Origin of the sequence: Marinobacter sp. (genome assembly GCF_965229985.1) — a bacterium.
Lineage (GTDB): Bacteria > Pseudomonadota > Gammaproteobacteria > Pseudomonadales > Oleiphilaceae > Marinobacter.
In genome coordinates, this window is sequence record NZ_OZ245935.1 from 1735023 (window position 1) to 1760780 (window position 25758).

The 25758-nt window shown below is 58.1% G+C and carries 28 protein-coding genes; 14 read left to right on the forward strand and 14 right to left on the reverse strand.

Annotation, left to right across the window (positions count from 1 at the left end):
• The first annotated feature begins 20 nt into the window (after positions 1-20).
• Positions 21-641, forward strand: a complete 621-nt coding sequence (locus ACO06L_RS07890) for a LysE family translocator (RefSeq protein WP_202347756.1) — start codon at positions 21-23, stop codon at positions 639-641.
• Between the two features lie 5 nt (positions 642-646).
• Here ACO06L_RS07890 and ACO06L_RS07895 read toward each other — a convergent pair whose 3' ends face one another.
• The 4 genes from ACO06L_RS07895 to ACO06L_RS07910 all read right to left on the reverse strand — a co-directional run bounded on the left by ACO06L_RS07895 (position 647) and on the right by ACO06L_RS07910 (position 4427).
• Entirely contained in the window at positions 647-1318 is a 672-nt protein-coding gene (locus tag ACO06L_RS07895; protein ID WP_202347757.1) for an NAD-dependent epimerase/dehydratase family protein, read from the reverse strand.
• 162 nt (positions 1319-1480) lie between these two features.
• Positions 1481-3007: a tripartite tricarboxylate transporter permease gene (locus ACO06L_RS07900; RefSeq protein ID WP_421845518.1), complete on the reverse strand. Its 1527-nt coding sequence runs from the start codon at positions 3005-3007 to the stop codon at positions 1481-1483.
• Positions 3007-3453 carry a tripartite tricarboxylate transporter TctB family protein gene (locus ACO06L_RS07905; RefSeq protein ID WP_209400669.1) on the reverse strand — a complete coding sequence of 149 codons (447 nt, stop codon included), beginning with the start codon at positions 3451-3453 and terminating at the stop codon, positions 3007-3009. The genes ACO06L_RS07900 and ACO06L_RS07905 overlap by 1 nt, the downstream gene beginning before the upstream one ends.
• A complete protein-coding gene (locus ACO06L_RS07910; protein ID WP_305965984.1) occupies positions 3450-4427 on the reverse strand; it encodes a Bug family tripartite tricarboxylate transporter substrate binding protein in 978 nt (325 codons plus the stop codon). Before ACO06L_RS07910 ends, ACO06L_RS07905 begins: the two co-directional genes overlap by 4 nt.
• A 202-nt stretch (positions 4428-4629) precedes the next feature.
• Here ACO06L_RS07910 and ACO06L_RS07915 point away from each other — a divergent pair, with 202 nt between their 5' ends.
• From ACO06L_RS07915 to ACO06L_RS07930, 4 genes are all read left to right on the forward strand, one after another.
• Positions 4630-6294, forward strand: coding sequence for an ATP-binding protein (locus ACO06L_RS07915; protein ID WP_305965983.1), 1665 nt, complete (start codon positions 4630-4632; stop codon positions 6292-6294).
• Positions 6291-7004, forward strand: coding sequence for a response regulator (locus tag ACO06L_RS07920; protein ID WP_305965982.1), 714 nt, complete (start codon positions 6291-6293; stop codon positions 7002-7004). The genes ACO06L_RS07915 and ACO06L_RS07920 overlap by 4 nt, the downstream gene beginning before the upstream one ends.
• A complete protein-coding gene (locus tag ACO06L_RS07925) occupies positions 7005-7796 on the forward strand; it encodes a M48 family metallopeptidase (RefSeq protein WP_305965981.1) in 792 nt (263 codons plus the stop codon).
• 69 nt (positions 7797-7865) lie between these two features.
• Positions 7866-8378, forward strand: coding sequence for a DUF2244 domain-containing protein (locus ACO06L_RS07930; RefSeq protein ID WP_222465083.1), 513 nt, complete (start codon positions 7866-7868; stop codon positions 8376-8378).
• Positions 8379-8388: 10 nt separating this feature from the next.
• On the opposite strand, the gene ACO06L_RS07935 is transcribed toward ACO06L_RS07930, so the two are convergent.
• The 3 genes from ACO06L_RS07935 to ACO06L_RS07945 all read right to left on the reverse strand — a co-directional run bounded on the left by ACO06L_RS07935 (position 8389) and on the right by ACO06L_RS07945 (position 10670).
• Positions 8389-8613, reverse strand: a complete 225-nt coding sequence (locus ACO06L_RS07935) for a hypothetical protein (protein WP_305965980.1) — start codon at positions 8611-8613, stop codon at positions 8389-8391.
• A gap of 151 nt (positions 8614-8764) precedes the next feature.
• On the reverse strand, positions 8765-9547 hold the full coding sequence (locus ACO06L_RS07940; protein WP_222465085.1) for a substrate-binding periplasmic protein: 783 nt from the start codon (positions 9545-9547) through the stop codon (positions 8765-8767).
• Positions 9548-9758: 211 nt separating this feature from the next.
• On the reverse strand, positions 9759-10670 hold the full coding sequence (locus tag ACO06L_RS07945; protein ID WP_222465086.1) for a diacylglycerol/lipid kinase family protein: 912 nt from the start codon (positions 10668-10670) through the stop codon (positions 9759-9761).
• A gap of 79 nt (positions 10671-10749) precedes the next feature.
• On the opposite strand from ACO06L_RS07945, the gene ACO06L_RS07950 reads away from it, so the two are divergent.
• On the forward strand, positions 10750-11640 hold the full coding sequence (locus ACO06L_RS07950) for a haloalkane dehalogenase (RefSeq protein WP_305965979.1): 891 nt from the start codon (positions 10750-10752) through the stop codon (positions 11638-11640).
• 26 nt (positions 11641-11666) lie between these two features.
• Here the strand turns inward: ACO06L_RS07950 and rarD are convergent, their stop codons facing one another.
• From rarD to ACO06L_RS07975, 5 genes are all read right to left on the reverse strand, one after another.
• On the reverse strand, positions 11667-12557 hold the full coding sequence (gene rarD / locus ACO06L_RS07955) for an EamA family transporter RarD (RefSeq protein WP_222465088.1): 891 nt from the start codon (positions 12555-12557) through the stop codon (positions 11667-11669).
• A gap of 26 nt (positions 12558-12583) precedes the next feature.
• Positions 12584-13471, reverse strand: coding sequence for a DMT family transporter (locus tag ACO06L_RS07960; RefSeq protein ID WP_305965978.1), 888 nt, complete (start codon positions 13469-13471; stop codon positions 12584-12586).
• Positions 13472-13573: 102 nt separating this feature from the next.
• Positions 13574-15769 (reverse strand): hypothetical protein, encoded by a 2196-nt coding sequence (locus ACO06L_RS07965; protein WP_305965977.1) that lies wholly within the window; start codon positions 15767-15769, stop codon positions 13574-13576.
• Positions 15766-16500, reverse strand: coding sequence for a TVP38/TMEM64 family protein (locus tag ACO06L_RS07970; RefSeq protein ID WP_305965976.1), 735 nt, complete (start codon positions 16498-16500; stop codon positions 15766-15768). The genes ACO06L_RS07965 and ACO06L_RS07970 overlap by 4 nt, the downstream gene beginning before the upstream one ends.
• A 60-nt stretch (positions 16501-16560) precedes the next feature.
• Positions 16561-16800 (reverse strand): TIGR02647 family protein, encoded by a 240-nt coding sequence (locus ACO06L_RS07975; RefSeq protein ID WP_069182895.1) that lies wholly within the window; start codon positions 16798-16800, stop codon positions 16561-16563.
• A gap of 53 nt (positions 16801-16853) precedes the next feature.
• Between ACO06L_RS07975 and ACO06L_RS07980 the strand changes: the two genes are divergently transcribed.
• Both ACO06L_RS07980 and ACO06L_RS07985 read left to right on the forward strand, forming a co-directional pair.
• Entirely contained in the window at positions 16854-17552 is a 699-nt protein-coding gene (locus ACO06L_RS07980; protein ID WP_305965975.1) for a pseudouridine synthase, read from the forward strand.
• 75 nt (positions 17553-17627) lie between these two features.
• Positions 17628-18977, forward strand: a complete 1350-nt coding sequence (locus ACO06L_RS07985) for a dicarboxylate/amino acid:cation symporter (protein WP_421845524.1) — start codon at positions 17628-17630, stop codon at positions 18975-18977.
• Positions 18978-19012: 35 nt separating this feature from the next.
• On the opposite strand, the gene ACO06L_RS07990 is transcribed toward ACO06L_RS07985, so the two are convergent.
• Positions 19013-19501: a hypothetical protein gene (locus tag ACO06L_RS07990; protein ID WP_202347769.1), complete on the reverse strand. Its 489-nt coding sequence runs from the start codon at positions 19499-19501 to the stop codon at positions 19013-19015.
• Between the two features lie 81 nt (positions 19502-19582).
• A complete protein-coding gene (locus ACO06L_RS07995; RefSeq protein ID WP_202347770.1) occupies positions 19583-20107 on the reverse strand; it encodes a shikimate kinase in 525 nt (174 codons plus the stop codon).
• Between the two features lie 179 nt (positions 20108-20286).
• On the opposite strand from ACO06L_RS07995, the gene ACO06L_RS08000 reads away from it, so the two are divergent.
• The 6 genes from ACO06L_RS08000 (at position 20287) to ACO06L_RS08025 (ending at position 25729) form a co-directional block, all read left to right on the forward strand.
• Positions 20287-20988: a lytic transglycosylase domain-containing protein gene (locus ACO06L_RS08000; RefSeq protein ID WP_202347771.1), complete on the forward strand. Its 702-nt coding sequence runs from the start codon at positions 20287-20289 to the stop codon at positions 20986-20988.
• A gap of 23 nt (positions 20989-21011) precedes the next feature.
• The gene (locus ACO06L_RS08005) at positions 21012-21944 is read left to right on the forward strand and encodes a LysR family transcriptional regulator (protein ID WP_202347772.1); all 933 of its coding nucleotides are present in this window, start codon (positions 21012-21014) and stop codon (positions 21942-21944) included.
• A gap of 68 nt (positions 21945-22012) precedes the next feature.
• Positions 22013-22828 carry a putative hydro-lyase gene (locus tag ACO06L_RS08010; protein ID WP_064228197.1) on the forward strand — a complete coding sequence of 272 codons (816 nt, stop codon included), beginning with the start codon at positions 22013-22015 and terminating at the stop codon, positions 22826-22828.
• Positions 22829-22878: 50 nt separating this feature from the next.
• Positions 22879-23844 (forward strand): TRAP transporter substrate-binding protein, encoded by a 966-nt coding sequence (locus ACO06L_RS08015; protein WP_202347773.1) that lies wholly within the window; start codon positions 22879-22881, stop codon positions 23842-23844.
• A gap of 59 nt (positions 23845-23903) precedes the next feature.
• Entirely contained in the window at positions 23904-24422 is a 519-nt protein-coding gene (locus ACO06L_RS08020; protein WP_064228195.1) for a TRAP transporter small permease, read from the forward strand.
• Positions 24422-25729, forward strand: a complete 1308-nt coding sequence (locus tag ACO06L_RS08025) for a TRAP transporter large permease (RefSeq protein ID WP_064228194.1) — start codon at positions 24422-24424, stop codon at positions 25727-25729. The genes ACO06L_RS08020 and ACO06L_RS08025 overlap by 1 nt, the downstream gene beginning before the upstream one ends.
• Positions 25730-25758 lie beyond the last annotated feature (29 nt).

The following is a 25758-nucleotide window of genomic DNA, read 5'->3' on the forward strand; positions in this document are numbered from 1 at the left end:
TTGCAAAGGACGGATCCACCATGACGCTTGCCACCTGGTTGGCTGTTGTCACTATCTGTATTCTGGGCGCCATGTCACCAGGCCCGTCTCTGGCACTGGTGCTCAAGCAGACGCTTACCGGCGGTCGCCGCAACGGTGTGATCACCGCCCTTGCCCATGGTATCGGTGTCGGCATCTATGCCTTTCTGAGCATCCTCGGGCTCGCGGCCATCATCACCGCCTCGCCAACGGCGTTTTCAATCCTGCAGTGGGGCGGCGCCCTGTACCTGGCCTGGCTGGGCGTGAAGGGACTGATGGCAAAGCGGCAGCCGGATGACGAACTGCCCGAGCCGCCCACCACCAAAAGTGCAGCCCGCGACGGTTTTCTGATCGCGTTCTTCAACCCGAAAATCGCCGTGTTCTTTCTGGCCCTGTTCAGCCAGGTGGTCGGCACTGAAACCAGCTTGCTGGCCAAATTCGGCTACGCCGCAACGGCTCTTGTCATTGATACCAGTTGGTACCTGATCGTTGCCTGGCTGTTCTCCAACCCGAAATGGCTGACCCTGCTCAGACAGAAAGCTGTGTGGTTCGAGCGTATCTTTGGGGCCATTCTCATTGGCCTTGCCGGCCGTCTGGTGGTCGGCATTCTGAACGGCAAATAGCTGGCTCAGTCCGCCAGTTGGACGATCTCATCGTATTCGCGCGTCTGGACCACTTGCTCGGCGGCGGGTTCCGCCGCCAAACGGCAGGCTTCATTGACCATGGCACTGGCCACTGTTTGCGCCTCAATGCCGCGGTACTTATCCAGGGGACCAATAAGCAGACGGTTGACCAGCGGCATCGCCTTGATGCCCAGGGCCTCGGCGGTGCGCTGTTCTTTCCGGTCGCCCAACAACAGACTGGGGTGATAGATGGACAAGTAGGGGTAACCGAGATTTCTCAGGGCATCTTCAAGCTCGCCCTTCACCCGGTTATAGAAAATAGTCGACGAGGATGAGGCACCGATGGCAGACATCAGGATAAAAGCCCGCACCTCATGAGAGCGGCCCAGCCCCCCAGCTTTCAGGGGGTAGCCCAGATCAACCTTCCGAAACTGATCCTGTGAGCCGGCCTTTTTGATGGTTGTGCCCAGGCAGCAGATAATCACATCCACATCGAACAGTTCGGCATGCTCGTCCAACCGATCGAAATCGACTTCATGCTGTGCGAGTTTGTCGTGCAGCGTCGGCAGCTTGTGCCTCACCAGCGCCACCACCTGCGAAACTTCATCCCTGCCCAGCAAACCCTGTAGCACTTTGCCACCAGTCAGGCCGGTAGCGCCCAGCAACATCACCCTCATAACAGTCTTTCCCTCGGAATTCTCTATGCCCATCCTACCAAAGACGGTCAAAGCAGGTCTGTCACCTTTTGAATCGTATTCCCGACTCTCTTTATGACACACAAAAAAGCACCGGGACAGGCCCGGTGCAAAGACTGACTGCAGATCGTCAGGTGGGAGTAATCAATCGCTGACCGGGCTCTCCTTCATAGCGGCGTTCATTCGCCGACGCAAAAGGGGGCCTACCAGGTAGGGAAGAATCAGTCCCATGCCTGCAACGATCCAGAGCCCCATTGCAAGCGGGCTTGCCCAGAGCACGCTCCAGTCGCCATCGGAGAGCACCAGGGCATGGCCAAGGTTCTTTTCCATCTCCGGCCCCAAGAGCAGGCCCAGGATGATCGGCACCAGGGGAATTTCCAGCTTGCGCAGGAAGTAGCCGGCGACACCGAACGCCACCATGAAGTACAGATCGAAAGTGCTGTGGCTGATCGAATAGATGCCAACGAACGCCACCATCGTAACGATGGGCAGCAGATACATCGGTGGCACCGACAGCAGCTTCACGAAGAAGCCCACCAGCGGAATATTCAACACCAGCAGCAGGACGTTACCGATCAACAGGGCTGCGATGACGCCCCAGACGATGTCCGCGTTCTGGGTAAACATCAGCGGTCCCGGCGTGATGTTCAAGGAGATCAGCATGGCAAGCAGAACCGCGGTGGTGCCACTACCTGGAACCCCCAGGGTCAGCATAGGCACCAGGGCCCCCGAAGATGCACCGTTGTTGCCCGCTTCCGGCGCCACAACACCCCGGATGTCGCCCTCACCAAACTTGCCTTTCTTACCGACCACCTGCTTTTCGAGGGTATAGCTTATGAAGCTGCCCAATGAAGCACCGGCCCCAGGCAAAACACCGGAGATAAAACCAAGCACACCACCACGCAGCTGGGTCGGGATCGTCATCATCAACTCTTTCATGGTCAGAGTCAGCTTGCCCACGTTCATCTTGTCGCGGCCACGCCCCATCCGGGATTCCACGAAAAACAGCAGCTCGGAGATGGCAAACAGCCCGACAATGGCCAGGATGAAATCGATACCCTCATACAGCTCCAGAACACCAAAGGTATAGCGCTGGGTTCCGGTCGAGATGTCGATGCCCACGGTGGAGATCATGATCCCCAGAGTGGCAGCGACCACAGTTTTCACCGGGTTCTTGCCGGTAATTCCACCCAGCGTGGCAAAGGCCAGCAGGAACAGGGCAAAGTACTCGGCCGGTCCAAAGGTAAGGGCAAACCTGGCGAGCACCGGAGCCAGCATGATCAAACCGATAGTGCCAATCAGACCCCCAGCGAAGGAGGCAATTGCGGAAACTGCGAGAGCGTCGGCTGCCCGGCCCTTCTGAGCCATGGGATACCCATCCAGACAGGTCATCATCGCCGGTTCATCACCCGGAATGTTCAGCAGGATCGAGGAAATCCGGCCACCGTACATGGCACCGGCGTACACTGCTGTCAGCAGGATCATCGCGGTTTCCGGCGGCAGGCCAAGGGTGAAAGCCAGGGGAATAAGAATGGCGACACCATTCGCAGGCCCCAGACCGGGCAGACATCCAATCAATGTGCCCACGAACGCACCGAATAGCGCAAACATCAGGTTGTAAGGGGTCAACGCAACGGCAAACCCCTCCATCAAGAAGCCAAGCGTTTCCATCAGTGCACCTCCAGCAAGCCGGCCGGGAGACTCAGGGACAATCCGTAATTGAACAGCACGAAGACCACCACAGCGCTCAGCAGCCCCGTGAGGAACGCCGGTTTTGGCGCTGCACCCATGCGCCAACTGAGGGTGCCCACAGCGAGGGTGGTGGCGATGACAAAGCCGAGAGGCTCCAGCAGCAGCGTGTAGACCACAAGAACCACCAGCGAAACCATAAGTTCAAAGGCGGATTTGCCGATCGGCCACTGGGCATCCGGATCTGGCTTGATCATGAGGTAGAGGCTACCTGCCACCAGAACAACCGCGAGCATGGTGGGAAAGGTTTCCGGGCCCACGGTCTCGGCACCACCGAATGGCTCGGGCCACTGCTGGGCGGCCCAGCCATAGGCAACGGCGAGAACGAGCAGACCCAGACCGAGAATACGATCACCGAGACTGGTCATTTGAGGAGCCCTATTTCACGTGAGAGGATCTCAATGTCCTGCACCTGGTTGCGAACAAACTCGTCGAACTTGCTAGCCGGCGGGTGGAACGGAATCAGGCCATTGCTCTTCATAACCTTTTTCCACTCCTCACTGGCGTAGAGAGTATCGACAGCCTCAACCCAGTAGGACTTGGCTTCCTCGCTGGCGCCTTTTGGCATGTAGAAGCCACGCCAGTTCGGACCAACCGCATCAATGCCCTGCTCCTTAGCTGTTGGAAGGTCTCTGAATTTTCCGGGCAGACGTTCCTCGGAGAGCACTGCTACCACCCTCAGGTCACCAGACTCAAGAAAGCCGGTGGCTTCCGAAATATCTCCGGTGAACGCGTCCACCTGTCCACCAACAACCTGACTCATAGCCTCGCCGCCATTGTTGTAGGAGAGGTAGGGTATCGAGGGGAGCTTGTCGGCACCCGCTGCCTTGGCAGCAATCAGCACCTTGAGATGGTCCCAGCCGCCACGTGCGCTGCCACCGGCGAACTTCACAGACTTCGGGTTGGCCTTTACGGCATCCATCAGGGCATTGAGGGACTGGTACTCGGAGTCCTTGCCAACGGCAATGATGCCGTAATCGGCACCGAGCGCACCGACCCAGGTCACCATATCGGCGTTCATACCGGGGAACTGCCCCTGGGCGAGGCGGGTGGTGGTGGCAGTAGACGCGGCAACGAGCAGCTTGTTGTCGTCGGCCCGCTTGCTCACCGTGTGCGCATAGGCGACGCCGCCGCCGGCGCCCGCCATGTTGACGGTCTGCACACTGCCATCCACAAGGGCAAGATCCTGCAACACGTTACCGACACTGCGGCAGGTGAAATCCCAACCGCCGCCGGGATCGGCAGGGGCAAGACATTCCACTTTCCCGGAGGGCTGCCAGGCCATGGCAGACATGGAGACGGCCGCAGCCGCCACGAAAGACAGGGTTCGTTTGATAAACATGATTGTCACCTCATCAACTTGTTTTTGTGATCACTCCTGAGGCAGGACCGTGTTGGCCGGGTCCCTGGCTGTGGCAGGCCAGAGGAGCGATTGCGGGCAGGTTAATAGGTGAAAGCCGAGATCCGGAAGCTTCTGCAAGTAACGCCTTTAAAGGGCTTAACGGGCATTTTGTTCATATTGATCACGGGCAACCCGGGCGATCATGCAGTACCCTGAGAACCAAACGACAACAAGCCATGAACGATCCGTGCTACGAAAAACCAAACTCAAAACCCGAATGATCCTCACGCTGGGTCTGCTGGGCGCGCTTCAGACCATGCTCATCGGTGGCTTTGCCGGCTATTACCTGAGCGATTCCCTGTACGACGAGATCGGCCAGCGGGCGCTGATGGTGGCAAAAACCGTAGCCGCCACTCCCGCGGTGATTGATGGCGTTCGCGCCCGTGACGTAGAGGGCCTGAACCGACTTGCCACACGATTGACCGATACCAACGAGGCTTTGTTCATCGTGATTGGCGATCACAAAGCCGTCCGTCTGGCCCACCCCGACCCGACCCGCCTTGGCCACTCAATGGGTGATGATGATGGCGACTTTGGCCGCAAGGCCCTTGTGGAGGGCAATGCCTATGTCGCCCTTGCCAGGGGCAGCCTAGGCGAATCCATGCGGGGCAAGGCCCCCATCACCGTTCTGGAAACCGGTGAGATCGTAGGTATCGTCTCGGTCGGATACAGCCTTGAGCAGGTCGAAACCACGATTCAGCGATACAACTTTGTCCTCTATGGTGTGGTAGGGCTGATGCTGTTGGTCACCATCCTGTCAGCCATTGTCATCGCCGGCCGATTCAAGCAGGCCATCTTCGGGCTGGAGCCGGAGGAAATCGCCCGGCTGTTCCAGGAACGGGAGGCAACCCTCCAGTCCGTGCGGGAAGGAATCATTGCCGTTAATCGGGACGGGATTATCACCACAGCAAACCGTGCAGCCTATGAAACACTGGATTTGCCAACCAACAATCCTCTTGCCGGCCGCCCGATTCTGGAGGTTCTGCCGGAAAGCAGCCTGATGTCGGTACTGGAATCCGGCCACCCAGATTTCGACCGGGAGATCTGGCTGCGTGGACGCCAGATGGTAGTTAACCGATTGCCCGTGCGCCAGGGCGACGAAATCATTGGCGTCGTTGCCAGCTTCCGGCTGCGCAATGAACTGGATCAGGTAAGCCGACAACTGACGCGGATTCAGCAATATGCGGATACCCTGCGCAGCCAGACCCACGAATATTCGAACAAACTCCACACCATTGCCGGGCTTATCCAGATCGGGGCTACCGACGAAGCCTTGAATCTGATTGGCAGTGAAGTGAGTGACCATCAGGCGCTTATTCACCTGCTGCTGGAGGCCGTGCCTGACCCGGTCATCGCCGGTTGCCTGCTCGGAAAATACAATCGCGCCCGGGAAATGGGATTACGACTGGATATCGATCCCGACAGTCAGATGGCAGATTTGCCTGCCGCCCTGCCCCGGGATCAGCTCGTCAGCGTACTTGGTAACCTCATCGATAATGCCCTGGACGCTACACGCCTGGAGGCAGGTGCAAGTGGGCGAGTACAACTCTCGATGACCGATCTCGGCCAGGAGCTGATTTTCGAAGTCCAGGATCAGGGACCCGGTATCCCGGAGTCTGAACGACAGCGGATTTTCGAGAAAGGGGTCAGCAGCAAGGAAGGGGAAGCCCGCGGCTATGGCCTGCATCTGGTGCAACAGTTTCTTGTGTACTGGGGCGGCTCGGTAACCGTCGATAACATCCCGGAAGGCGGCAGTCGCTTTACCCTATACTTACCGAAAAAGCCCGAGCGGAGGTTCGAACATTGACCACCATTCGCCTGCTGATTGTGGAGGATGACCGGAAAATTGCCGAAATACAGCGACGCTTTGTTGAGCGGCTGGAAGACGTTGAGCTCTGCGGCATAGCCCATACGCTTGCCGATGCCCGGGACCAGATTGAAATACTGGCACCCGACCTGATTTTGCTTGACGTTTACTTTCCCGATGGCAATGGTCTTGAACTGCTTCGGGAACTGAGGGCTGAAGACAGCGGTAGCGATGTCATCCTGATTACCGCCGCCAAGGAGGTCGAAACCCTGCGCAGCGCTTTGCGAGGTGGCGTTTTCGACTATATCCTGAAGCCGCTGGTATTCGAGCGCTTGCAGGAGGCCGTGAACCGCTACCGTGAGCACATGGCGCGCTTGTCTTCACTGCATCATGTCGCGCAGAAGGAGGTGGACGCCCTGCTTCCAAGAACGTCCAACGAAACTGTCCAGAGTATGGATCAGCGATTGCCCAAGGGGATTGATGCACTGACCCTGGACAAGATCCGGGCGGTGATGGCGAGCGGTCACCACCTGAGTGCCGAGGAAGTCGGAGCAGCCATCGGCGCCTCCCGAACCACTGCGCGTCGTTACCTGGAATACCTGGTGGGTACCGAAGAGCTGTCCGCCGAAGTGACCTATGGTACTGTCGGCCGCCCGGAGCGACGATACTGTGCCCCACCCACTTCTTCACGAGTGACAACGGAGTTCTGATTGAAGGCGCTGATTCTCACTCTTGCAGCACTCATATTCCTGACCGGCTGTCAGGAATCCCCCACCGGTCGGAACCGGCTGGCCCTGGTTCCCGACGCTGTTCTGGCGGACATGGGGCAGCAAAATTTCGAGCAGATGAAACAGCAGAACGCCTTGATCACACGGCCGGATGTCAACCGGCTCGTCCAATGCATCACGGAAGCCCTGGTGGTCGCCGCCCAGACGGAGTATCCGGAAGCTCCTATGCCCCAATCCTGGGAGGTAGCCGTCTTCGATAACCCCACGCCCAATGCTTTCGCCCTGCCCGGAGGGAAAATCGGCGTGCATTCAGGCCTTCTGGAGATCGCGGAGAATCAGGCGCAACTGGCCACGGTCGTTGGCCACGAAATTGCCCACGTTCTTGCCGATCATGGCAATGAACGGCTGACCCAGGAACTGGGTCTGCAAGCCGGCATGCTGCTGATCGGCCTGTTCACCGAGAGCGAAATTGCCGAGGACCAGATTCAGCAGGCCCTCGGCATCGGTGCCCAACTGGGCATCACCCTGCCGTTCAGCCGTGCCCATGAGGAGGAGGCAGATCTGATGGGTCTGGAAATCATGGCCCGAGCCGGCTTCGAACCGGACCAGAGTGTTCGCCTCTGGCAGAATATGGCGCGGGCTTCAGGCGCACAACCGCTGGAATTTCTCTCCACCCACCCGAATCACGATACCCGCATTGCCTCGCTGCAGAATCAATTGGCGGCTGCCCGCTCGGTTTTCGAGACCGTTCCGCCAGCCAACTGCCAGATCTGATCAGGTCGCGCTCACCGTATAATTGACTATCATCAAGTCAAGCGGCGCGTTAATACTGAGGCAGATTCCATGGTGGAACGCTTGCCACATCCGGACGGCTTCCGGCTAATTCTCACCCCCAACCGCTCCCTGAGCTGGCATGGCAATGTCAGAATCTGGGCCGCCCTGTTCGTGCTTTCAGCCCTCATAGCCACGGGATTCACGCTCATAGGCGCCTGGGTAATCATCCCGTTTGCCGGGCTGGAACTTGTCGCGCTTGCCTGCGGCATCTACCTCACATCCCGGGCATGCCAGCGGCAAGAGGTTCTCTCCATTAGCCGTGACGACATTCATCTGGAGAAGGGCAGAAAACGCAAGCAGGCAGAATGGACGCTCCCCACCCGCTATGCACGGCTTCGGATCCAATCACCGCCGCATCCGTTCACGCCGGCCAAACTGTCACTCACCCATCGGGATACAGAAGTATCAATTGGCGGCTTCCTGAACATTGAAGACACCGAGAAGCTCATCGGCCTGCTCGAACAGAAAGGCCTGATGATCGAACGTAAAGAGCCCGATCCGCAGATCGGGCTCTGGTTCTGAGAATTGAGGGCTATTTGAGCGGGGGAGTCTGTTTGCGGGCCAGAAAGTAATAGACAAGACTGGCCACACCACACACGATCATAACCCAACCTGCTCCCTCGGCCATCTGGGTGTCTCCGCTGCCCAGCCCGATCAGCACCACAGTTCCGATGATGATGCTGTACAGAGCTGACAAGAAGAGAATGATCAGACTCTTGCGCGGCTCATACTTAATAACCGTCTTCGGATCTTCCATAGTCCATCCTCCCGTTCGGTCGATGAGCGGGCAGGCGATAGTCATACCTGCCATTTGCAACGCTCTATCCGGGAGTGTAGATCATTTTTTGCTCACCCACGGCTATCAAGCATAGCGAATACCACTTATCCGAGCTCTGACAGCGGAAGCCTTACTCGTAGCTGGATGCAATGCGGGCGATCTCTCCGGCATCACGGGCCTTATCCAGAGCCCGCTGAAGGTCTTCGATCACCGCCGGATCGGTATTGTTGCTGAATGCCAGATACATGGGCGTTTCCCGGAACACCAGCACGGGCTTCAGCCCGGTAATCCCGTGCTCCTCTTCCGCCACCAGGGGACCAACCAGACCATCGGTTACCCAGAGATCCGCCTGGCCCAGGGTGAGACGACGGGTATTCACGTCCCCGGAAATACCCATGATTACGTTGAAACCCTGATCGACCAGGTACTCGGACATCACATCGCCCTTGTAGCCTGCGATTCTCAGGTCTTTGGCATCTTCCAGGGAATCCAGTGTGATGTCGGAATCCGGTGCGGCAAAGAGTGTCCACTTGATGGATGCCAGGGGCCCCACCCATTGAAACTGGTCTTCCCGCTCGTCGGTTCGTGCGGTGCAGAAAAGTCCATGATTTTCCCTGTCCTGAACCCAGTTATAGGCGTAGCTCCAGTCCCGCATCTTCATGACATAGTCGTAGTCGACCCGGGAAAGCATGGCTTTCACCATATCCGTGCAAATGCCGGTAATGTCCTCTTCGTTATGGGCAAAACCTTTTCCGGTTTCAGAGGCGTTATAGGGAGGGTAGTTTTCGGTAAAGATGTACAGACGCTCGGCTGCAAGAAGCGGTTGACCGATGGCAGACAGCGTTAGGGCGATGATGCCGGTTTTTATGCCTTTGATTACCTTCGAGGAGAGCGATGCAGTTTCTGTGGGCATTCTCTAGTCCTTTTCGACGATTCAGCTGGAACGGGAGTCAGGCGGCCGCAACGGGAGGCCAGAAATCAGAAATATGGTTGCAAAAGCGACACTCTGGCATTTAATGTCAGCCATTGTGGTTGATTATGCCAGCACAGCCCATGATTGCGTTTCCTGCGGGAAAAGTCAGTGACAAAACGTATCTGAAAGCCCGCCACCTTTTAACAACCCTTCATGCAGTGCCGGGCATACCTAATCGGTCTTCAGTGTTGGCGGCGGTGCTGACGACCTTCGACCCGATCACACGCAGGCTGCTCTGCTTACACACTACGTTGAGAGGGGTCCGGGAGACCACATCACCATCGGCCGTCACCGTTTTCGGTTTGCCGGTATGCACCAGACAGCGCTGGCTTTTGATATGGACCAGGGTGCTGGTGCGTTGCGGAGCCTGCCTGTTCAGGCGGACCATCAGAAACGTGAACAGAAGCTGAAGAATTGGTCGTGGCCGGATGGCGATGATATCCAGCTGACCATCGCTGGCCGACGCCTCGGGAATCTCGTTGCCGCCCCCGAAAAAAGCGCCACTGGCCACTGCAATGGAAAGCCACCGTCCCTTGACCACACCCCGGTCGCATCGGATGGTTGCCCGGAAACCTCTTTTTGCGTTCAACCGACGCAGCAATTCCACACCGTAGCTGAAACGCCCGAGGATTTTTTTCTCAGCACCACGGGACTCCCTCGCAGGCAAGGTCCCCATGCCGATATGGGCTACATTCAGGAAGATGCCATCGCCATAGTCTGCAACGTCGACCGTTTGCGTGATGCCGCTGGCAATCAGCTCGCACAGGGCTTGCGGCTGGTCAGGAAGGCCGAGATTCCGCGCAAAGTCGTTGGCGGTTCCAGAGGGCAGAATGGCCAGCGTGGCACCTGTCGCCCGGCAGACGGCAGCCGCACGGTTCACTGAGCCATCACCCCCTGCAACGATAACGGTATCCCGGTCACCCAGATTCTCGGTCCAGCCAGCCTCTTCAAAGTCATGGCAGTGAAGATCCCGGATACCCGCGGATGCCAGGTGCTCCAGCCAGAAGTCCCGGCCTCGCTCACCATCACCCGCTCTGGAATTGCAAATCAGCCAATAAGCCATGGCGCTTGTCTCTGCTCCCCTGCTCCAGCACAATCCTTGCGACCATTCCCTCACAATAATGAACAACAAGGCAAGCGCGATGGATTTTGTCAGAACCCCGGAGAAACGCTTTGAAAGACTGCTGGACTATCCCTTTGAGCCCCACTACCTGGAGGTGGGCGGTCTGCGAATGCACTACCTGGATGAAGGTCCCTCAGACGCAAGCCCGATTCTGATGATGCACGGGGAACCTTCCTGGTCCTACCTCTACCGTCACATGATTCCGATCTGCGCGGCGGCCGGACATCGGGTTATCGCACCGGATCTGATCGGTTTCGGCAAATCCGACAAACCCACGGCGATCAACGACTATTCCTACCAGCAACACATGGACTGGATGCAGTCGTTTTTGGATCAACTGGACCTGAACAACATCACTCTGGTCTGCCAGGATTGGGGGTCTCTGTTAGGGCTGCGGCTGGCCGCAGAGAATCCCGACCGGTTCCGGGCCATCGTGGTCGGCAACGGCATGCTGCCCACCGGCGACCAGAAAGCGCCGCCAGCGTTCAAAATATGGAAGAACTTCGCCCTGCACAGCCCGTGGTTCCCCATCGCACGGATCATAAACACCGGATCCTTCCGCAAGCTGGGCCCCGATGAAATGCGCGCCTATGATGCGCCCTTTCCGGACAAGAAATACAAAGCCGGCGCCCGGGCCTTTCCCCGACTGGTACCGATGCACCCCAACGACCCCGCCAGCGAGGCCAACCGCAACGCCTGGAAGGTGCTTGAGCGCTGGGAAAAGCCCTTCCTGACCACCTTCAGCAACGGCGATCCGATAACCCGGGGCGGCGATGCGTATATGCAGAAGCGGATCCCGGGCGCCAAGGACCAACCCCACGTGACCCTCAAAGGCGGCCATTTTCTCCAGGAGGATTCACCCGTGGCCTTCGCCCAGGCGATCAACGGTCTGCTCGCTACCCTGTCCTGACAAATGCAGGCCTGACGGTGGCGATGTCAGTCCTGGCCAACCGGCACCCGCGGCCGGTAATGCCAGGACGACCAGCTGTACAGGCCCAGTGCGATCCAGATCACCACGAAACTGATCAACTGAACGTCACTCAGTGGCTCGCCGAAAACCAGCAGGGCAATGAAGAACTGCAGGGTCGGGTTTATGTACATCAGAAAACCGACGGTCGCCAGCCGCAGACGTCGGGCAGCACCGGCAAACAGCAACAACGGGATGGCAGTCACAATACCGCTGGCCATCAACAGCGCGCCTATATAAGCGCTATCTCCGAAGTGGGACATGCCCTCCCTGGCAAGCCAGCCAAAGGTCAGCAGGCCAACCGGCAGCAGCAACATGGTTTCGACAAACAATCCGGATAATCCATCCAGCATCACCTGCTTTCGAACCAGGCCATAGGTGCCAAAACTGATCGCCAGAGCCAGGGAAATCCAGGGCAGCTCACCGAGGATCACCAACTGGATCAGAATTCCGACGCCGGCAAGTACAACGGCCGCCATCTGCCAAGGCCCCATGCGTTCACGAAGCACCAGCATACCGAGCGCCACATTCACCAGCGGCGTCAGAAAATAACCCAGACTGGCCTGGAGAACATGGCGGGTTTCCACGGAATAAATGTAGATGCCCCAGTTGGCGGCAATGAGCACGGCACAGGCCAGCACTCGCCAGAGCTGGGTGGGATTCGCCAATGCGGCTTTAACCGCCGGCCAGCGACGCAGGCCACTGATAACCACGGCCAGAAAAACGCAGGACCAGATGATCCGGTGAATCAGAATCTCGAAGGCAGGCACGCCCTCGAACAGGGCAAAGAACAGAGGAAAACAGCCCCAGATGGTGTAGGCGCCCAGTCCATACCAGACGCCTTTGGTCACTTCCGTCATGTGTCAATCACCCCTGGGAACATTGGCTAAGCCGGTTTTTTCTGGGTGACCACCAATGCCACGCCAACGATGGCGATCAGGCCGCCCGTCATGGCGAGCCCGCCCAGACGCTCATCGAACAGCAGATAGGCCTCAAGCGCGGTAACCGGTGGCACCAGATAGAAAAGGCTGGCGACCTGGGAAGCTGCGCCCTGGCGGATCAGCCACATCAACAGAAGAACGGCACCGGTGGACAAACCGATGACAAGCCAGGCCATGGAAACCTGCAGCTGCAGGCTCCACTCAACTTCCCGGGTTTCGAGGGCAAAGGCTCCAATGGCAAACAGGACGGCCGCTGCCGCAAACTGGATCAGGGTGCCCGCCACCAGATCCGCATTGGTGCCATACCGCTTCTGATAGACGGTCCCCATGGATATACCGGCAAGTGCAAAAACGGCCCAAAGCAGACTCCAGGGGGAATACAACGAGTCTGAACCGTTGACGCCAAATTTTTCCAACAGCACAAGGGCAACACCGACCAGCCCCAGGGTCAGGCCGACCCACTGCCGGACACTCACGGACTCCTTGAGAATCACGACGGCAGCCGCCGCTGTCACCAGCGGTTGCAAACCAACGATCAACGATACAATCCCGGACGCCATACCATCCTGGATCGCGTAATAGACCCCGCCGAGGTAGCAGCCATGCACCAGCATCCCGGTGACCGCAAGATGCCCGGCTCCCCGCCAGCCCGGCCAACGGGTTTTCATAACCCACGCCAGCGCCCCGAGTACCACCAGCGTCAGCAACATGCGGATCAGCAGAAGCGTAAACGGCTCTGCAAACGGCAGGCCGTACTTGGCGCCGATAAAACCGGTACTCCACAACCAGACAAACAGTGCGGGCACGAAAAACGAGAAGAACAGTGAGCGCATGAACCTCAACCGGATTCGATGTATTTATAAGCCTTCTACTTTATAAGTTAGCAGGCAAACAAAACAGATACAGAAATCCGGTTTCGTGACCAGTACAGTTTGTCAGTCTTTCGTGTCCGGCAGCCTTACCTCGATATCAGGTTCCGAGTCATGCCAGCGGCCTTCCCAGGACACATCGGGCGAGGCACCGGGCCTTGGCGTAATGGTGATGGATATGGTTCCGAAACTGGTTGGTGCCGGACCAAACCGGATTGGCGTTTCCTGGGCCAGCCAGCGCGGAGGAATACCGGCCCCGAGAATGAGGCGATCACCTTCCTCCCGGACAAAGCAGTTACGCACCATCAACACCCACTCTGCGGACGCCCAGACATGATGGCCATCGCCCATGCAGCCGCCGCCGGTCGCAGGATGGATCGCTTCCGGCCACTGTCCCGTTGGTGAGGCCAGCCCGGCCACCGCATCCACCAACTCCAGGAACCGCGGATCACCCGCGCGCAGTAGCACCTGCGCCACGTGCAGGGTCAGGTATGCGTTCAGGCCCGAATGAATCATGTCCTGATAGAAGGCGCCTTTCACGAAGCATTTTTCGAGCAGAAACTCGACGCAGTCGAGCAACCTGGGATCATCCGGTTCACACAATTGCGTGGGGTAACCCATCGCCAGAGAGCCGATGGCGCCGGCATCCAGGCGACGATAGGGCGAGGCTGGCATTCCCGGTCGCTTGAGTCGCTGCTCGCAGGTTGCCAGGCTGCGGTCAACGGTCTGACTGAACTCACGGGCACCGGCACCAAAATGCTCGCTGGTTTCCCGGTCAACCGGGGCAAGCATTGCTTCGGCCGCCTTGAGGCCGGCGATGCCCCAAAAATCATCCCAGTAGTAATAATCATTGGGCCCCAGGTGCTCGGCACTGAAACCGGCGGGCAGCAGACCGGCATGGGGCTCATCAATCGTGTCGCTGAGACGTTTATTCTCGATCCAGCGGGCGCCCTTGCGCACGGGCTCCTGCCATTCATGGTGCAGCGGCCGGCCGGTCAGCTCATGGAAACGTCTCAGGATCCAGAGCACTTCACCGTTGGCGTCCCACTCCCCTTCCTGAGAGCGGAAATAGCCGCTTTTGAGTTGTCGTGCCGGAAACTGGTAGAGCGCTCGCTCGGCCCGGTCGGTCAGACCTGTACATAGCAGGGCATGGATGATGAAAGCGGCATCACGAAACCAGAACCGTTTGTAGGTGTAGGGCCCGGGGTAAACATCTTCGGGAGAATGAAGCACCAGTGAGTGAAGAGCCGCCTGGTAGAGAAACTGCCAGTTCTCGTCCGGACACTCCAGCCGGGCGTACTCCCCAATGGCGCTGTCCCAGCCATCCGAGCGGATGGTCGGCGCCGACTCATCCTTCAGCGGAATCCTTACCGTCAGTTCCGACTCTTCGCCGGCCTGAAGCGCGAACAGAGCCGCCGCTGTCACCATTCCGACATCGCATTCGCCCCGGCTCTGGTCTTCCTTATCCTGCAGGTGAATGCGAACATCGCCCCGGCGATAGTCTGACACGTGATGGCTTTCCGCGGGTCGACTGAAAAACACCGCCTGCCTGCCATCCACGCTCCATGCATCACGTTGGTCTGACAGGCCAACCCGATTGATAAAACTGATCCCCTCGGGGTTGGCCGGACGCAGCGAAAGCACCAGTGAACCGGATGTCTCCGACCGCGCCTTCAGGACCATCTCACACACCGGCCGGCCCTTTTCCACCACCACCCTGGAACGACTGGTCAGGCTCAGACCGTTCAATTCGGATTCGGTCACGACACAGGGGCCATCCTCGAATTCCTGGCGCTGCTGGGCCGTCTTGCTACGTGAAGGTAAAAGACATCCGCCGTCGTCCGCCAGGACCCAGGCATCCAGTGACCAGCCGTCGTGGAACGGCGTCAGCAATCCACGGGGATCCACAACCGGCAATTCATCCACATCCGGCTGGCCGATCGCCGTCCAGTTGCGGTTACTGAGATTGATATGGGTGATCGAAAATGCGCGGGGAATGAAGGACGGATCCATAGGGTCAAACTGGCGCTCTACCCAGTAGGGCCAGACCCAGTCCAGGTTGTGCTGGATAACACGGCTGTTGATCAGCCCCCGAGCGTGGAACACCACGCCGGCTCGAAGCAGCTCGATGGGCTCACCGACTTCCGATGGCTGGGCAAAACTGTGCAGCTTACCGAGCAGCGCGATCGGATCCAGGAAACCATGACGATGGGCCACACGCTTCACCACATAACGCCAGGGCAGCCACTTCATCCAGCTCATTCGTTTGCCTCCTGTTCCTTTGGTTCGGTTTCAACTTTGTAACGGGCCAGGGCCCGGCGCGCGAGACGATTGAGAAACACCACTGCCAATACCGTGCCTACGAAACCGGCACCGTAAATGGCCCACTCCAGGGGCGTACGGCCGGTTTCCCGCACCCCCAGTGTAGAAAGGTCGGCGGCAAGCGAACCCAGGTACACGTTGTGCAAGGAAAAGGGAATCACACCCAGAAAAGTGCCGGCAACAAACCCGCCGAAGGAGAAGTTGGTAAGACCGAACAGAAAATTGGACAGCTTGCCCGGAAAGAAGGGAATAAGACGGGTGAGCAGCACTATCTTCCACCCATGGGGCGCCATTTCATTGCTCACCACAGACAACCGGGCGCGACTGTGAATATAGACTCGGGCATGCTCGCCCAGAAAATGCCGGGCAATCAGGAAGGCGATGGCCGAGCCCAGGGTGGTGCCCACCACCACATACGCTGTGCCTTCCAGCACACCGAACACAAAACCTGCACCGGTGGTCAGCAGCACTCCCGGCAATAGCAGCACCATGGCAAGCACCATGATGCCAATAAACAGGAAAGCCGCCCACGCGCCCTGGGTATCGAACCAGCGCAAGAGGTCAACCACCTGCTGATGAACACCGAACGCATAGAGCAGACCAACTATCAGTCCGACACCGGCTATGCTGCCGCCCATCCACAGGAGGGGCGATTTCTTCCAGTTCCTCATGCCCACACCCTACCCTGCGAAGACGCCTGGGCTCAAAGTGCGGGCAGGCTCATCTCTGGTTCAGGCGCTGCTGAGAATCGACTGGAGCTTCTGAGTCAGGTCTACTGCCTCTGCGCCCAGTGGTGTGAGGTAACCGCCGTCTTTCTGGCTGATCAGTCCTTTGGCGTGCAGGCTTTCGGCCGCCCTCACTGTCTCCGGGGCCGCCGAATGAGCATGTACCTTGAGACCTTCCTGGGTGGAAGTAGAGGGAAACTGGCCCAGCAGATTGAGTTCGGCAAGATGATCAACAGAGAATGGCATGGCATTTCCTCGTATTATTGTCGGTGTTACCTTCAGCATAGCCGATTCACACCATGAAGCTTTCGAGAATTCTCAGCAACCAGAATGGCATCAGTCGTCGTCAGGCCAGGTTCCTGATCGCTTCGGGTCGTGTTGCCGTGAATGACGTTGCCTGCGGGGATCCTGCAGCCGAAGTGGACCGCTTTTCCAGTGTGAAGGTCGACGGCGACATCATCCAGAAGGCGGAACCCGGCCATTACCTCATGCTGCACAAGCCGGCGGGCTTCCTGAGCGCGACCCTCGATCACACGCACACAACCGTGATGGAACTGATAGCGCCGGAACTGCGCGAAGATTTACATATTGCCGGACGGCTCGACCGGGCCAGCACCGGGCTGTTGATTCTCACCAATGATGGCCGCTGGTCTCGCCAACTTACCGAACCGCGCATCAAGATCCCGAAAGTCTACCGGGTCTGCACCGCGTATCCGATTTCTCCGGAGACGCCTCAGCGATTCGCGGAAGGGATCTGGTTCGAGTATGAGCAACTCACCACCTCACCCGCTCAACTCGACCTGTTGAGCCCCTGCGAGGCCAGGGTGACCATCTACGAAGGCCGTTACCACCAGGTAAAGCGGATGTTTCATGCCGCCGGTAACCGCGTAACTGCGCTACATCGGGAGCGAATGGGGAATATCCGGTTGGACGATGCCCTGGCCCCCGGCCAATACCGCCCCCTTACTCCTGAAGAAATCGACTTGATGCAGGCTTGATCTGTCTCACGAGACTTTCGCACGCATCGACTATCCTTGTAAGGCGCTCCAGAGAAACAGGGATGGTTCAGAGTAATGCCAAACCAGACGAACGATTTTTATCCGCGGCCACTTCGTCACCTCAGCAGCTACCTCTCGGGGCTGGTTCAGGGAAAGCTATGGCTGAAGGTTTTGATCGGCATGTTCCTGGGTTTGATCACGGGCACGCTCCTCGGCCCCTCAGTGGGACTGGTGGAACCGGACACCGGCACGCTGATCGGCAACTGGCTGGCTTTCCCCGGGCAATTGTTCCTCGCCACGATCCAGATGATTGTGATCCCCCTGGTGATTGCCTCGGTAGTTCGCGGGCTTGCCGCCAGCGAGGACCTTGAACAGTTGCGAAAGCTCGGCCTGAGGGTAACCGGCTTTTTCGTAATCACGACGGCCATGGCAGCATCGATAGGTCTCTGGATCGGCGACCTGATCAACCCCGGCAGAATGATGGCAGGGCTCGGCACTCCCGTTGCGGCCGGGGAAAACAGTGTGCCTGTTGCCTCCATGCCGGGCGTGGATGAGCTGCCCAAGACCCTGATCGGACTTCTGCCCGGCAACCCGCTCGATGCCATGGTTGAAGGCCAAATGCTCCAGGTGGTGATCTTCTCCATCATTGTTGGCATTGCCCTGGTGAGCATGGCCCCGGAAAAATCCAGGCCCATGCTGGACCTGCTCGATTCCCTCCAGCAAATCTGCATGACGGTCGTGCGCTGGGCAATGCGCCTTGCCCCGATTGCCGTGTTCGGCCTGATGGCCCAACTCACAACCACCCTGGGATTCCGGGCAATGCTGGGCATGGCCTCCTACGTCGCAACCGTCATTGCGGGCTTGCTGGTGCTTCTGGGCGTTTACATGCTGATCCTGAAGCTGCTCGCTGGCCAATCCCCCGTCCGCTTCCTGAAAGACACCCGGGATGTGTTGTTGCTGGCCTTTTCCACATCCAGCTCGGCGGCCGTCATGCCGCTCTCCATAAGAACCGCCGAAGACAAGCTCGGAGTCCGGCCGTCGGTTTCCCAGTTCGTGATTCCACTGGGTGCTACCATCAACATGAACGGCACGGCACTCTACCAGGCCGTTGCTACCATCTTTCTGGCACAGGTCTACGGCATCGATCTCAGTATGGGCAGCATGGCGCTCGTGGTCGCCATGGCTGTGGGTGCCTCAATCGGCTCTCCCGCCACGCCCGGGGTAGGCATCGTGATCCTTGCCATGGTGCTGCAGACCGTGGGCATCCCTCCCAGCGGCATTGCGCTGATCATGGGTGTGGATCGGATTCTGGATATGTGCCGGACCGCCATCAACGTCACCGGCGACCTGGTTACCTGCCGTCTGATGGAGAACTGGTCCGGAAAGAGACTGCTGCCCGAACCAGTTCCTGAGGAAACTTCCTGACCGGACGGAAGTGGAATGATCAGGTTAACGCCAGATCAGATGCTGTCGGAGCGTTTTTCGGAGTCCTCATCGAGCTCCTTCTCGGTGTTGTTCCATTGCTCCGAAAGCGCTTCATAGGCCTCCGAAAATCCCTTGCGGGCACGTTCCCACGCTGACGCGGAACTTTCTTTAAGCTCCTGGTACCAGCTTTGAACACGAGCCCGCTGTTCCCGCAAAGACTCCAGGCTCTTCTGGGCCCGCTCCCGAGCGGTGTCGCTCATATCGTCCCAGTTTTCGGAAAGTTGTTGCTCAAGCTCCTGGATCCGTTTGTCCAGGGCGGACAATGTTTCGTTGATCGAATCCTCAGCCTGCTCTTTCTGGTCAGAACCATAGTCCTGAAGCGCCTCGCCCAACTCCCGGGTTTCCTGTTTAAGCGACTCCACGGAAGAATCCGTCGAGGAATCCGCCGGTGGCGTTTCGGCCAGAGCGGCACCTGAAAAGATTCCAAAAAAAGTGATCGCAAGCACGTAAGTCCAGTTCTTCATTGTTCAATCCTCCAAACACATATCTGGACTGTAGCAGCGAGATCTGGCTCGATGCACCTTAACGAAACCTAATACTGGGGCTCACCGCTGATCTGAAAACAAGCTATTGACGACCGCTTCGCAGACCTGATCCTGATTCAAACCTGCCCCCTTCACGGTCAGATCCGCATACCGGGAATACAATTCAAACCGTTCTTCAAACAAGGCTTCCAGGGACTGGTCCGGCCGCCGGGAAATGCCCCGCATGCTGTGATCGCCGATTCTTTCAATAACCAACTCGAGCGGGATATCAAGAAACACCACGGTACCGTTGGTCTTGAGGTGTTCCATGGCGCGGGCACTGTAGACGGCGCTGCCTCCCGTGCTGATCACCTTGTGCCGAACATCCAGCTTGAGAAGCACCTGCTCTTCGATTCGCCGGAGGGCTTCGTAGCCGTCGTGGTCTACAATTGCCTGGAGAGTGCTACCGGCTTCTTCCTGGATGAGCAAATCGGTATCGACAAATCCGAGGCCCAGGCGCTTGGCCAGCAGGACACCCACCGTGCTCTTGCCACTGCCGGGCATACCGATGAGAACGAGGTTGCCTGCGTCGGTCTGGGTAACCATGATGCTCTTGTGTGACCTCCACGGAGAATGAGAACTGGCCGGCATTAAATGCAGAACGTAACATTTTTACGACAGAGCGCGCGCTTTATTCCGCCCCGCAAGCCCGTATAATTCCAGCTACGGCGGTTTTTAGAGAATACCTGAAGCCGGCCATTGACGGCATCTTTCGCGAGTGAGTAATGACCATCGGCAGATCATTTCTGATCCCATCCATCGCAGCGCTTGTGCTTGCCCTGTCCGCATCCGCCATGGCAGACGGCATCAAGCGTATTGTGCATCCGGATGGCACCGTTGAGTTCACCAACGTTAAAAGTGCCAGTCAGCCCAGGGCCTCTACGGGCAACGATACCGTCTATCGCTACACCGATGACAATGGTGTGGTGGCCTATAGCAGCGTGCAGCCTGCCGGTGCCGAGTTCGACGTTATCCGCTTCCATTGTTATGCCTGCGACCCGGAATCCAGCGTCGACTGGCGCAAGACGCCACTGTTCACAAAGCCATTCGATTCCGAGATCCAGACAGCGGCACAGGAATTCGGGGTTGATCCCGCGCTTGTTCGCGCTGTAATCCACGCCGAATCCGCATTCAACGAAAAGGCCCTGTCCCCGGTGGGTGCACAAGGGCTGATGCAACTAATGCCAGGTACGGCCGAAGAACTGGGTGTGCGCAATGCGTTGGCGGCGGCCGAGAACATCCGTGGCGGGGTGCATTATCTGGCCAAGATGCTCGACCGGTTCAATGGCGACATCCGGCTGGCTACTGCCGCCTACAATGCAGGGCCCGGTGCCGTGAGCCGCTACCAGGGCGTGCCGCCCTACGCCGAAACAAAGGCCTATGTTGAACGGGTAGGCATCCTTCACGAGCGCTATGCGGCGCTTTAGGCCCCTCTGAGGTCCGGGAATCAATGAACTTCAAGCGTCTGGAGACCTTTATCTGGGTTGCCACGCTGGGTAGCTTTCGCAAGGCTGCAGAGCACCAGCACACCACCCAGCCGGCCATTTCCAACCGTATCGCGGCTCTTGAAGAAGAGCTGGGAGTCAGGCTGTTCGAGCGCGAATCCGGCCACAGCAAACTGACCAGCAAGGGCCAGGAACTCCTGCCCTACGCCGAGAAAATCGTCTTTATGGCCCAGCAGCTGCGCAAGCGCGCAGACCGTGGGGCCTCGCTGTCAGGCATTCTTCGACTTGGCGTTTCCGAAACCATCGTTCACTCCTGGCTGCCACGTTTTTTCCGGGAACTGCATGAAACGGCCCCCAATCTGGATGTGGAAATCACGGTGGATGTCTCCGGCAACCTTCGATCCGGCTTGCTGGATCGGAGCCTGGATCTGGCCTTTTTGATGGGCCCCGTATCCGAGCCGAAAATTGAGAATCGGGCGCTGTGCAGTTTCCCGCTGATCTGGGTGGCCAGCCCGGAGCTGAATCTTCCAGACAGGCTTTTGAAACTCAAAGAGCTCGCCGAGTGGCCCGTCATAACCTATGCCAGAAACACCAAACCCTTTGCTGAAATCAGCCAGAAATTCAGTGAGCTGGATGACCTGCCAGCGCGCTTCTATTCGTCAAGCTCGCTGGCAGCCTGCCGGCAATTGACCCTGGATGGCATTGGTATCTCCACGCTTCCGCTGAGCGTGATCAAGCATGAACTGGAAAGCGGTCGTCTGGTCCAGCTCAACACCTCGTGGACGCCCTCCGAGCTCGCCTTCACCGCGTCTTATTCCGGTGCCCCTTTCAACCCGATTGCCGAACTCGCAGCAAACCTTGGCGTGATGGTTTCCGACGAATACAACCGGACAACACATCACGAAAACTTATCACCAGACCTAAAAAACGATAATTAGACTTTTTCACCAGCCGGTATACCCTGAAATTTAGTTGTAAAAAACAATTTCAATCAGGGGTTACCGTCATGCACACCGGTGCGTATTCCGATTTCAAGAACAACCTGCTTGATCAGGCCTCAGAAGTACGCGCCCGCATTCGTTCGGGCGCCCACACAGCGCCCACAAGTGGCCTGGCCAACAGCCTGCTCCAGGGGAACGTGGTCATCCTGCCGTCCGAATGGGCCGGCGATTTTCTCCTATACTGTCAGAATAACCCGGTTGCCTGCCCCCTGATTGGCATGTCTCAACCCGGTGACCCCAGCCTCCCAGACCTGGGACACGATCTGGATATCCGGACCGATGTACCGGAATACCAGGTATTCCGGAATGGCGAGCGGGCGGAGAAAGTCACGGACCTCAAGAGCCTCTGGCAGGACGACCTGGTGACCTTTGTCCTGGGTTGCTCGTTCTCGTTTGAAGATGCCCTGATCAGGGCCGGCCTCTCTGTCCGGAACGTGGACGAGGGACGGAACGTTTCCATGTTCCGCTCGAACATAGCTACCCGGCCCGCGGGCCGGTTCAGTGGCAACATGGTGGTCTCCATGCGCCCGTTCAACGGTGCGGATGCGATCCGCGCGATACAGATCACGACCCGCCTGCCAAAGGCCCACGGTGCACCGGTTCACATCGGCGATCCGGCCCTCATTGGCATCCGGGACGTTAACCAGCCTGATTTTGGAGATCCGGTAACGATCAGGCCGGGCGAGCTTCCGCTGTTCTGGGCCTGCGGGGTTACCCCGCAACTGGCCCTCGAGAACGCGCGCCTGCCTTTCGCAATAACCCACGTACCGGGAAAAATGCTGCTTACCGAGCGGCTGAATGAAGAACTGGCGGTACTCTGAAGCCCCAGTTCCTTTTAAACGATAAAAAACAGAAACACGGGAGATTCGTTATGTTCAAAAAACTCGCCACAGCCACCCTGGTTACCGGGGCGCTGCTTACCTCAGCCGTTCAGGCCGATCAATGGCACATGCCAACGCCCTACGGCGACGCCAATCTGCCTACCCAGATCGCCTACGGTTTTGCCGAGGACATCAAAAACGGCACCGATGGTGATATCACCATCACCGTTCATTCCGGTGCATCCCTGGTAAAGCACCCGGAGATCCCCCGGGCCGTGAGAACCGGCCAGGTACAACTGGGTGAAATCTTCATCGGCATCATGGGTAACACCCATCCGGTGTTCAAACACGACAATATTCCGTTCCTGGCAACCAGCTTCGAAGATGCCAAACGACTCTGGGAAGCCGCCAAGCCACAGATCGAGAAGCAACTGGACAAGGAGGGCATGACCCTGCTGTATACCGTGCCCTGGCCCGCACAGAGCCTGTATACCAAAGCCCCGATTAACACGCTGGAAGATCTGGAAGGCCTGAAGATGCGAGCTTACAGCCCCTCTACATCGCGTCTGGCTGACCTGATGAACACCACCCCGACAACGGTTCAGGTACCCGAGATCCCGCAGGCGTTCAGCACCGGCATCATCGACGCCATGATCACCTCGCCGTCAACAGGTGCCAACGGGCAGGCCTGGGATTACCTTTCCCACTACACCGACATCAAGGCCTGGATTCCCAAGAACGTCGTAGTCGTCAACAAGCGCGCCTTCCGTCGCCTGAGCGATGAGCAGCAGCAGGTCATCCTGGATGCGGCCGCCGCTGCCGAGGCCAAAGGCTGGGAAGGCGTTCTCAAGACCGCGGCAGAGGACACTGCCACCCTGGCTGAAAATGGCATCACGGTTTCCGAGCCGTCTGATGAACTGATGGCCGAGCTCCAGAAGATCGGTGACATCATGGTGAAAGAGTGGGAACAGGAAGCACCGGAAGAAGTCGGCGCCATCCTGTCCAACTACCGCTAAAAGTTCACTCAACGGAAGCCTCCTGAGTCTTCGGGAGGCTGTTCCGGGAGGCATCCGTTATGAACTCTCTTCGAGAGAAATTTTATCTGGCATCCGGCTACGCTGCTGGTTTCTGCATCGCCCTGATCATGGTCGTTATTCTGGCGCAGATCGTCGGCCGCCTGTTCGGCTTTATCATTCCCTCAGCGGAAGACGTGTCCGGCTGGGCTCTTGCCGCCTCCACTTTCTTCGGTCTTGCCTACACCTTTCATAACGGCGGCCATATCCGCGTCACTCTGGTTATCCAGAAGTGGTCGGCACGGCCGAGATTCTGGCAGGAGCTGGTCGTACTTGTTTTCGGGTTCGGGCTCGCCTGCTACATGACGTTCTATTGCTGGCACATGGTGTGGGAATCCTACATCTTCGAGGAGGTGTCCCACGGCTATATCCCGATCCCCATCTGGATACCGCAGGTTCCGGTTGCACTGGGCATGACGGCACTCAACATTGCCATCCTGGACGACCTGGTTGCCGTGATTCGCAAGCGCACACCGTCCTACCAGCAGCATGAAGACGAGCTCAATCTGGAGGAAGTGTAATGGATATCGCATTTCTCTCGATTGTCCTGGCAGTTGCGATGATCCTGATGCTTGCCGTAGGCGTGTGGGTCTCCCTGACCCTGGTTGGTGTCGGCGTTCTGGGCCTGCTGCTCTCCGGCAACGATCAGATCGGCCTGCTGTTCGCCACGTCCAGTTGGGGCGCCAGTACCAGTTGGTCTCTGACAGCCCTGCCCATGTTCATCTGGATGGGGGAGGTTCTGTTCCGTACGCGACTGTCCGAGGATTTGTTCAAAGGCCTGGCCCCCTGGATGGGCGGGCTGCCGGGCAAACTGCTCCATGTAAACATTCTGAGTTGCGGCATTTTCGCGGCTGTTTCCGGCTCTTCCGCAGCCACTGCCGCAACGATCGGCCGAATGACTCTGCCAGAACTGAAAGCCCAGGGTTACAGCGACAAGATGGCGGTGGGCACCCTGGCCGGCTCCGGTACGCTTGGGCTGTTGATTCCGCCCTCCATTATTCTGATTGTTTATGGCGTGGCCGCCGAGGTTTCCATTGGCCGCCTGTTTATCGCCGGCGCCCTGCCCGGTCTGATGCTGGTCGCCATGTTCATGGGCTACACCATGATCTGGGCCAAGCTTAACAAGGATCAGCTGCCAACCACCAAAAAGGAAAACCTGGCGTTCTCGGTCAAGATCAAGGCCCTGAAGATGCTGCTTCCGATCGTTGGCCTGATCATTTTCGTACTCGGTTCTATCTACACCGGTTTTGCCACGCCAACCGAAGCCGCTGCACTGGGTGTGTTCGGCGCGCTGATCATCGCGGCCGCAACCGGTTCACTCAGCATCCAGAGTTTCAAGGACAGCCTGTTGGGGGCGGTGAAAAGCTCCTGCATGATCGGCCTGATTCTCGTCGGTGCCCACTTTCTGACCCTGGCCATGGGCTTCCTGGGTATTCCGCGGGAACTGGCCGCCTGGATCGGCAGCATGTCCCTGTCGCCGTTCGAGCTGCTGATCGGCCTGACAGTGCTGTTCGTCCTTCTCGGCTGTTTTCTCGACGGAATTTCAGTTGTGGTTCTGACTGTCGCGGTTGTCATGCCAATGGTTCAACAGGCTGGCATTGATTTGCTCTGGTTCGGAATCTTTATTGTACTGGTGGTTGAAATGGCACAGATTACGCCCCCGGTTGGCTTCAACCTGTTCGTCATCCAGGCCCTGACCGGAAAGGACATACTCTATGTGGCCCGGGCAGCCCTGCCGTTCTTCCTGCTGATCATGGCGGCGCTTTTCCTGATCGGCTGGTTCCCGGAGATTGTCACTTACCTGCCCCAGACCATGAGCCAGGGATGACGCAGGCAACAACGTTTTTCGGAGGTACA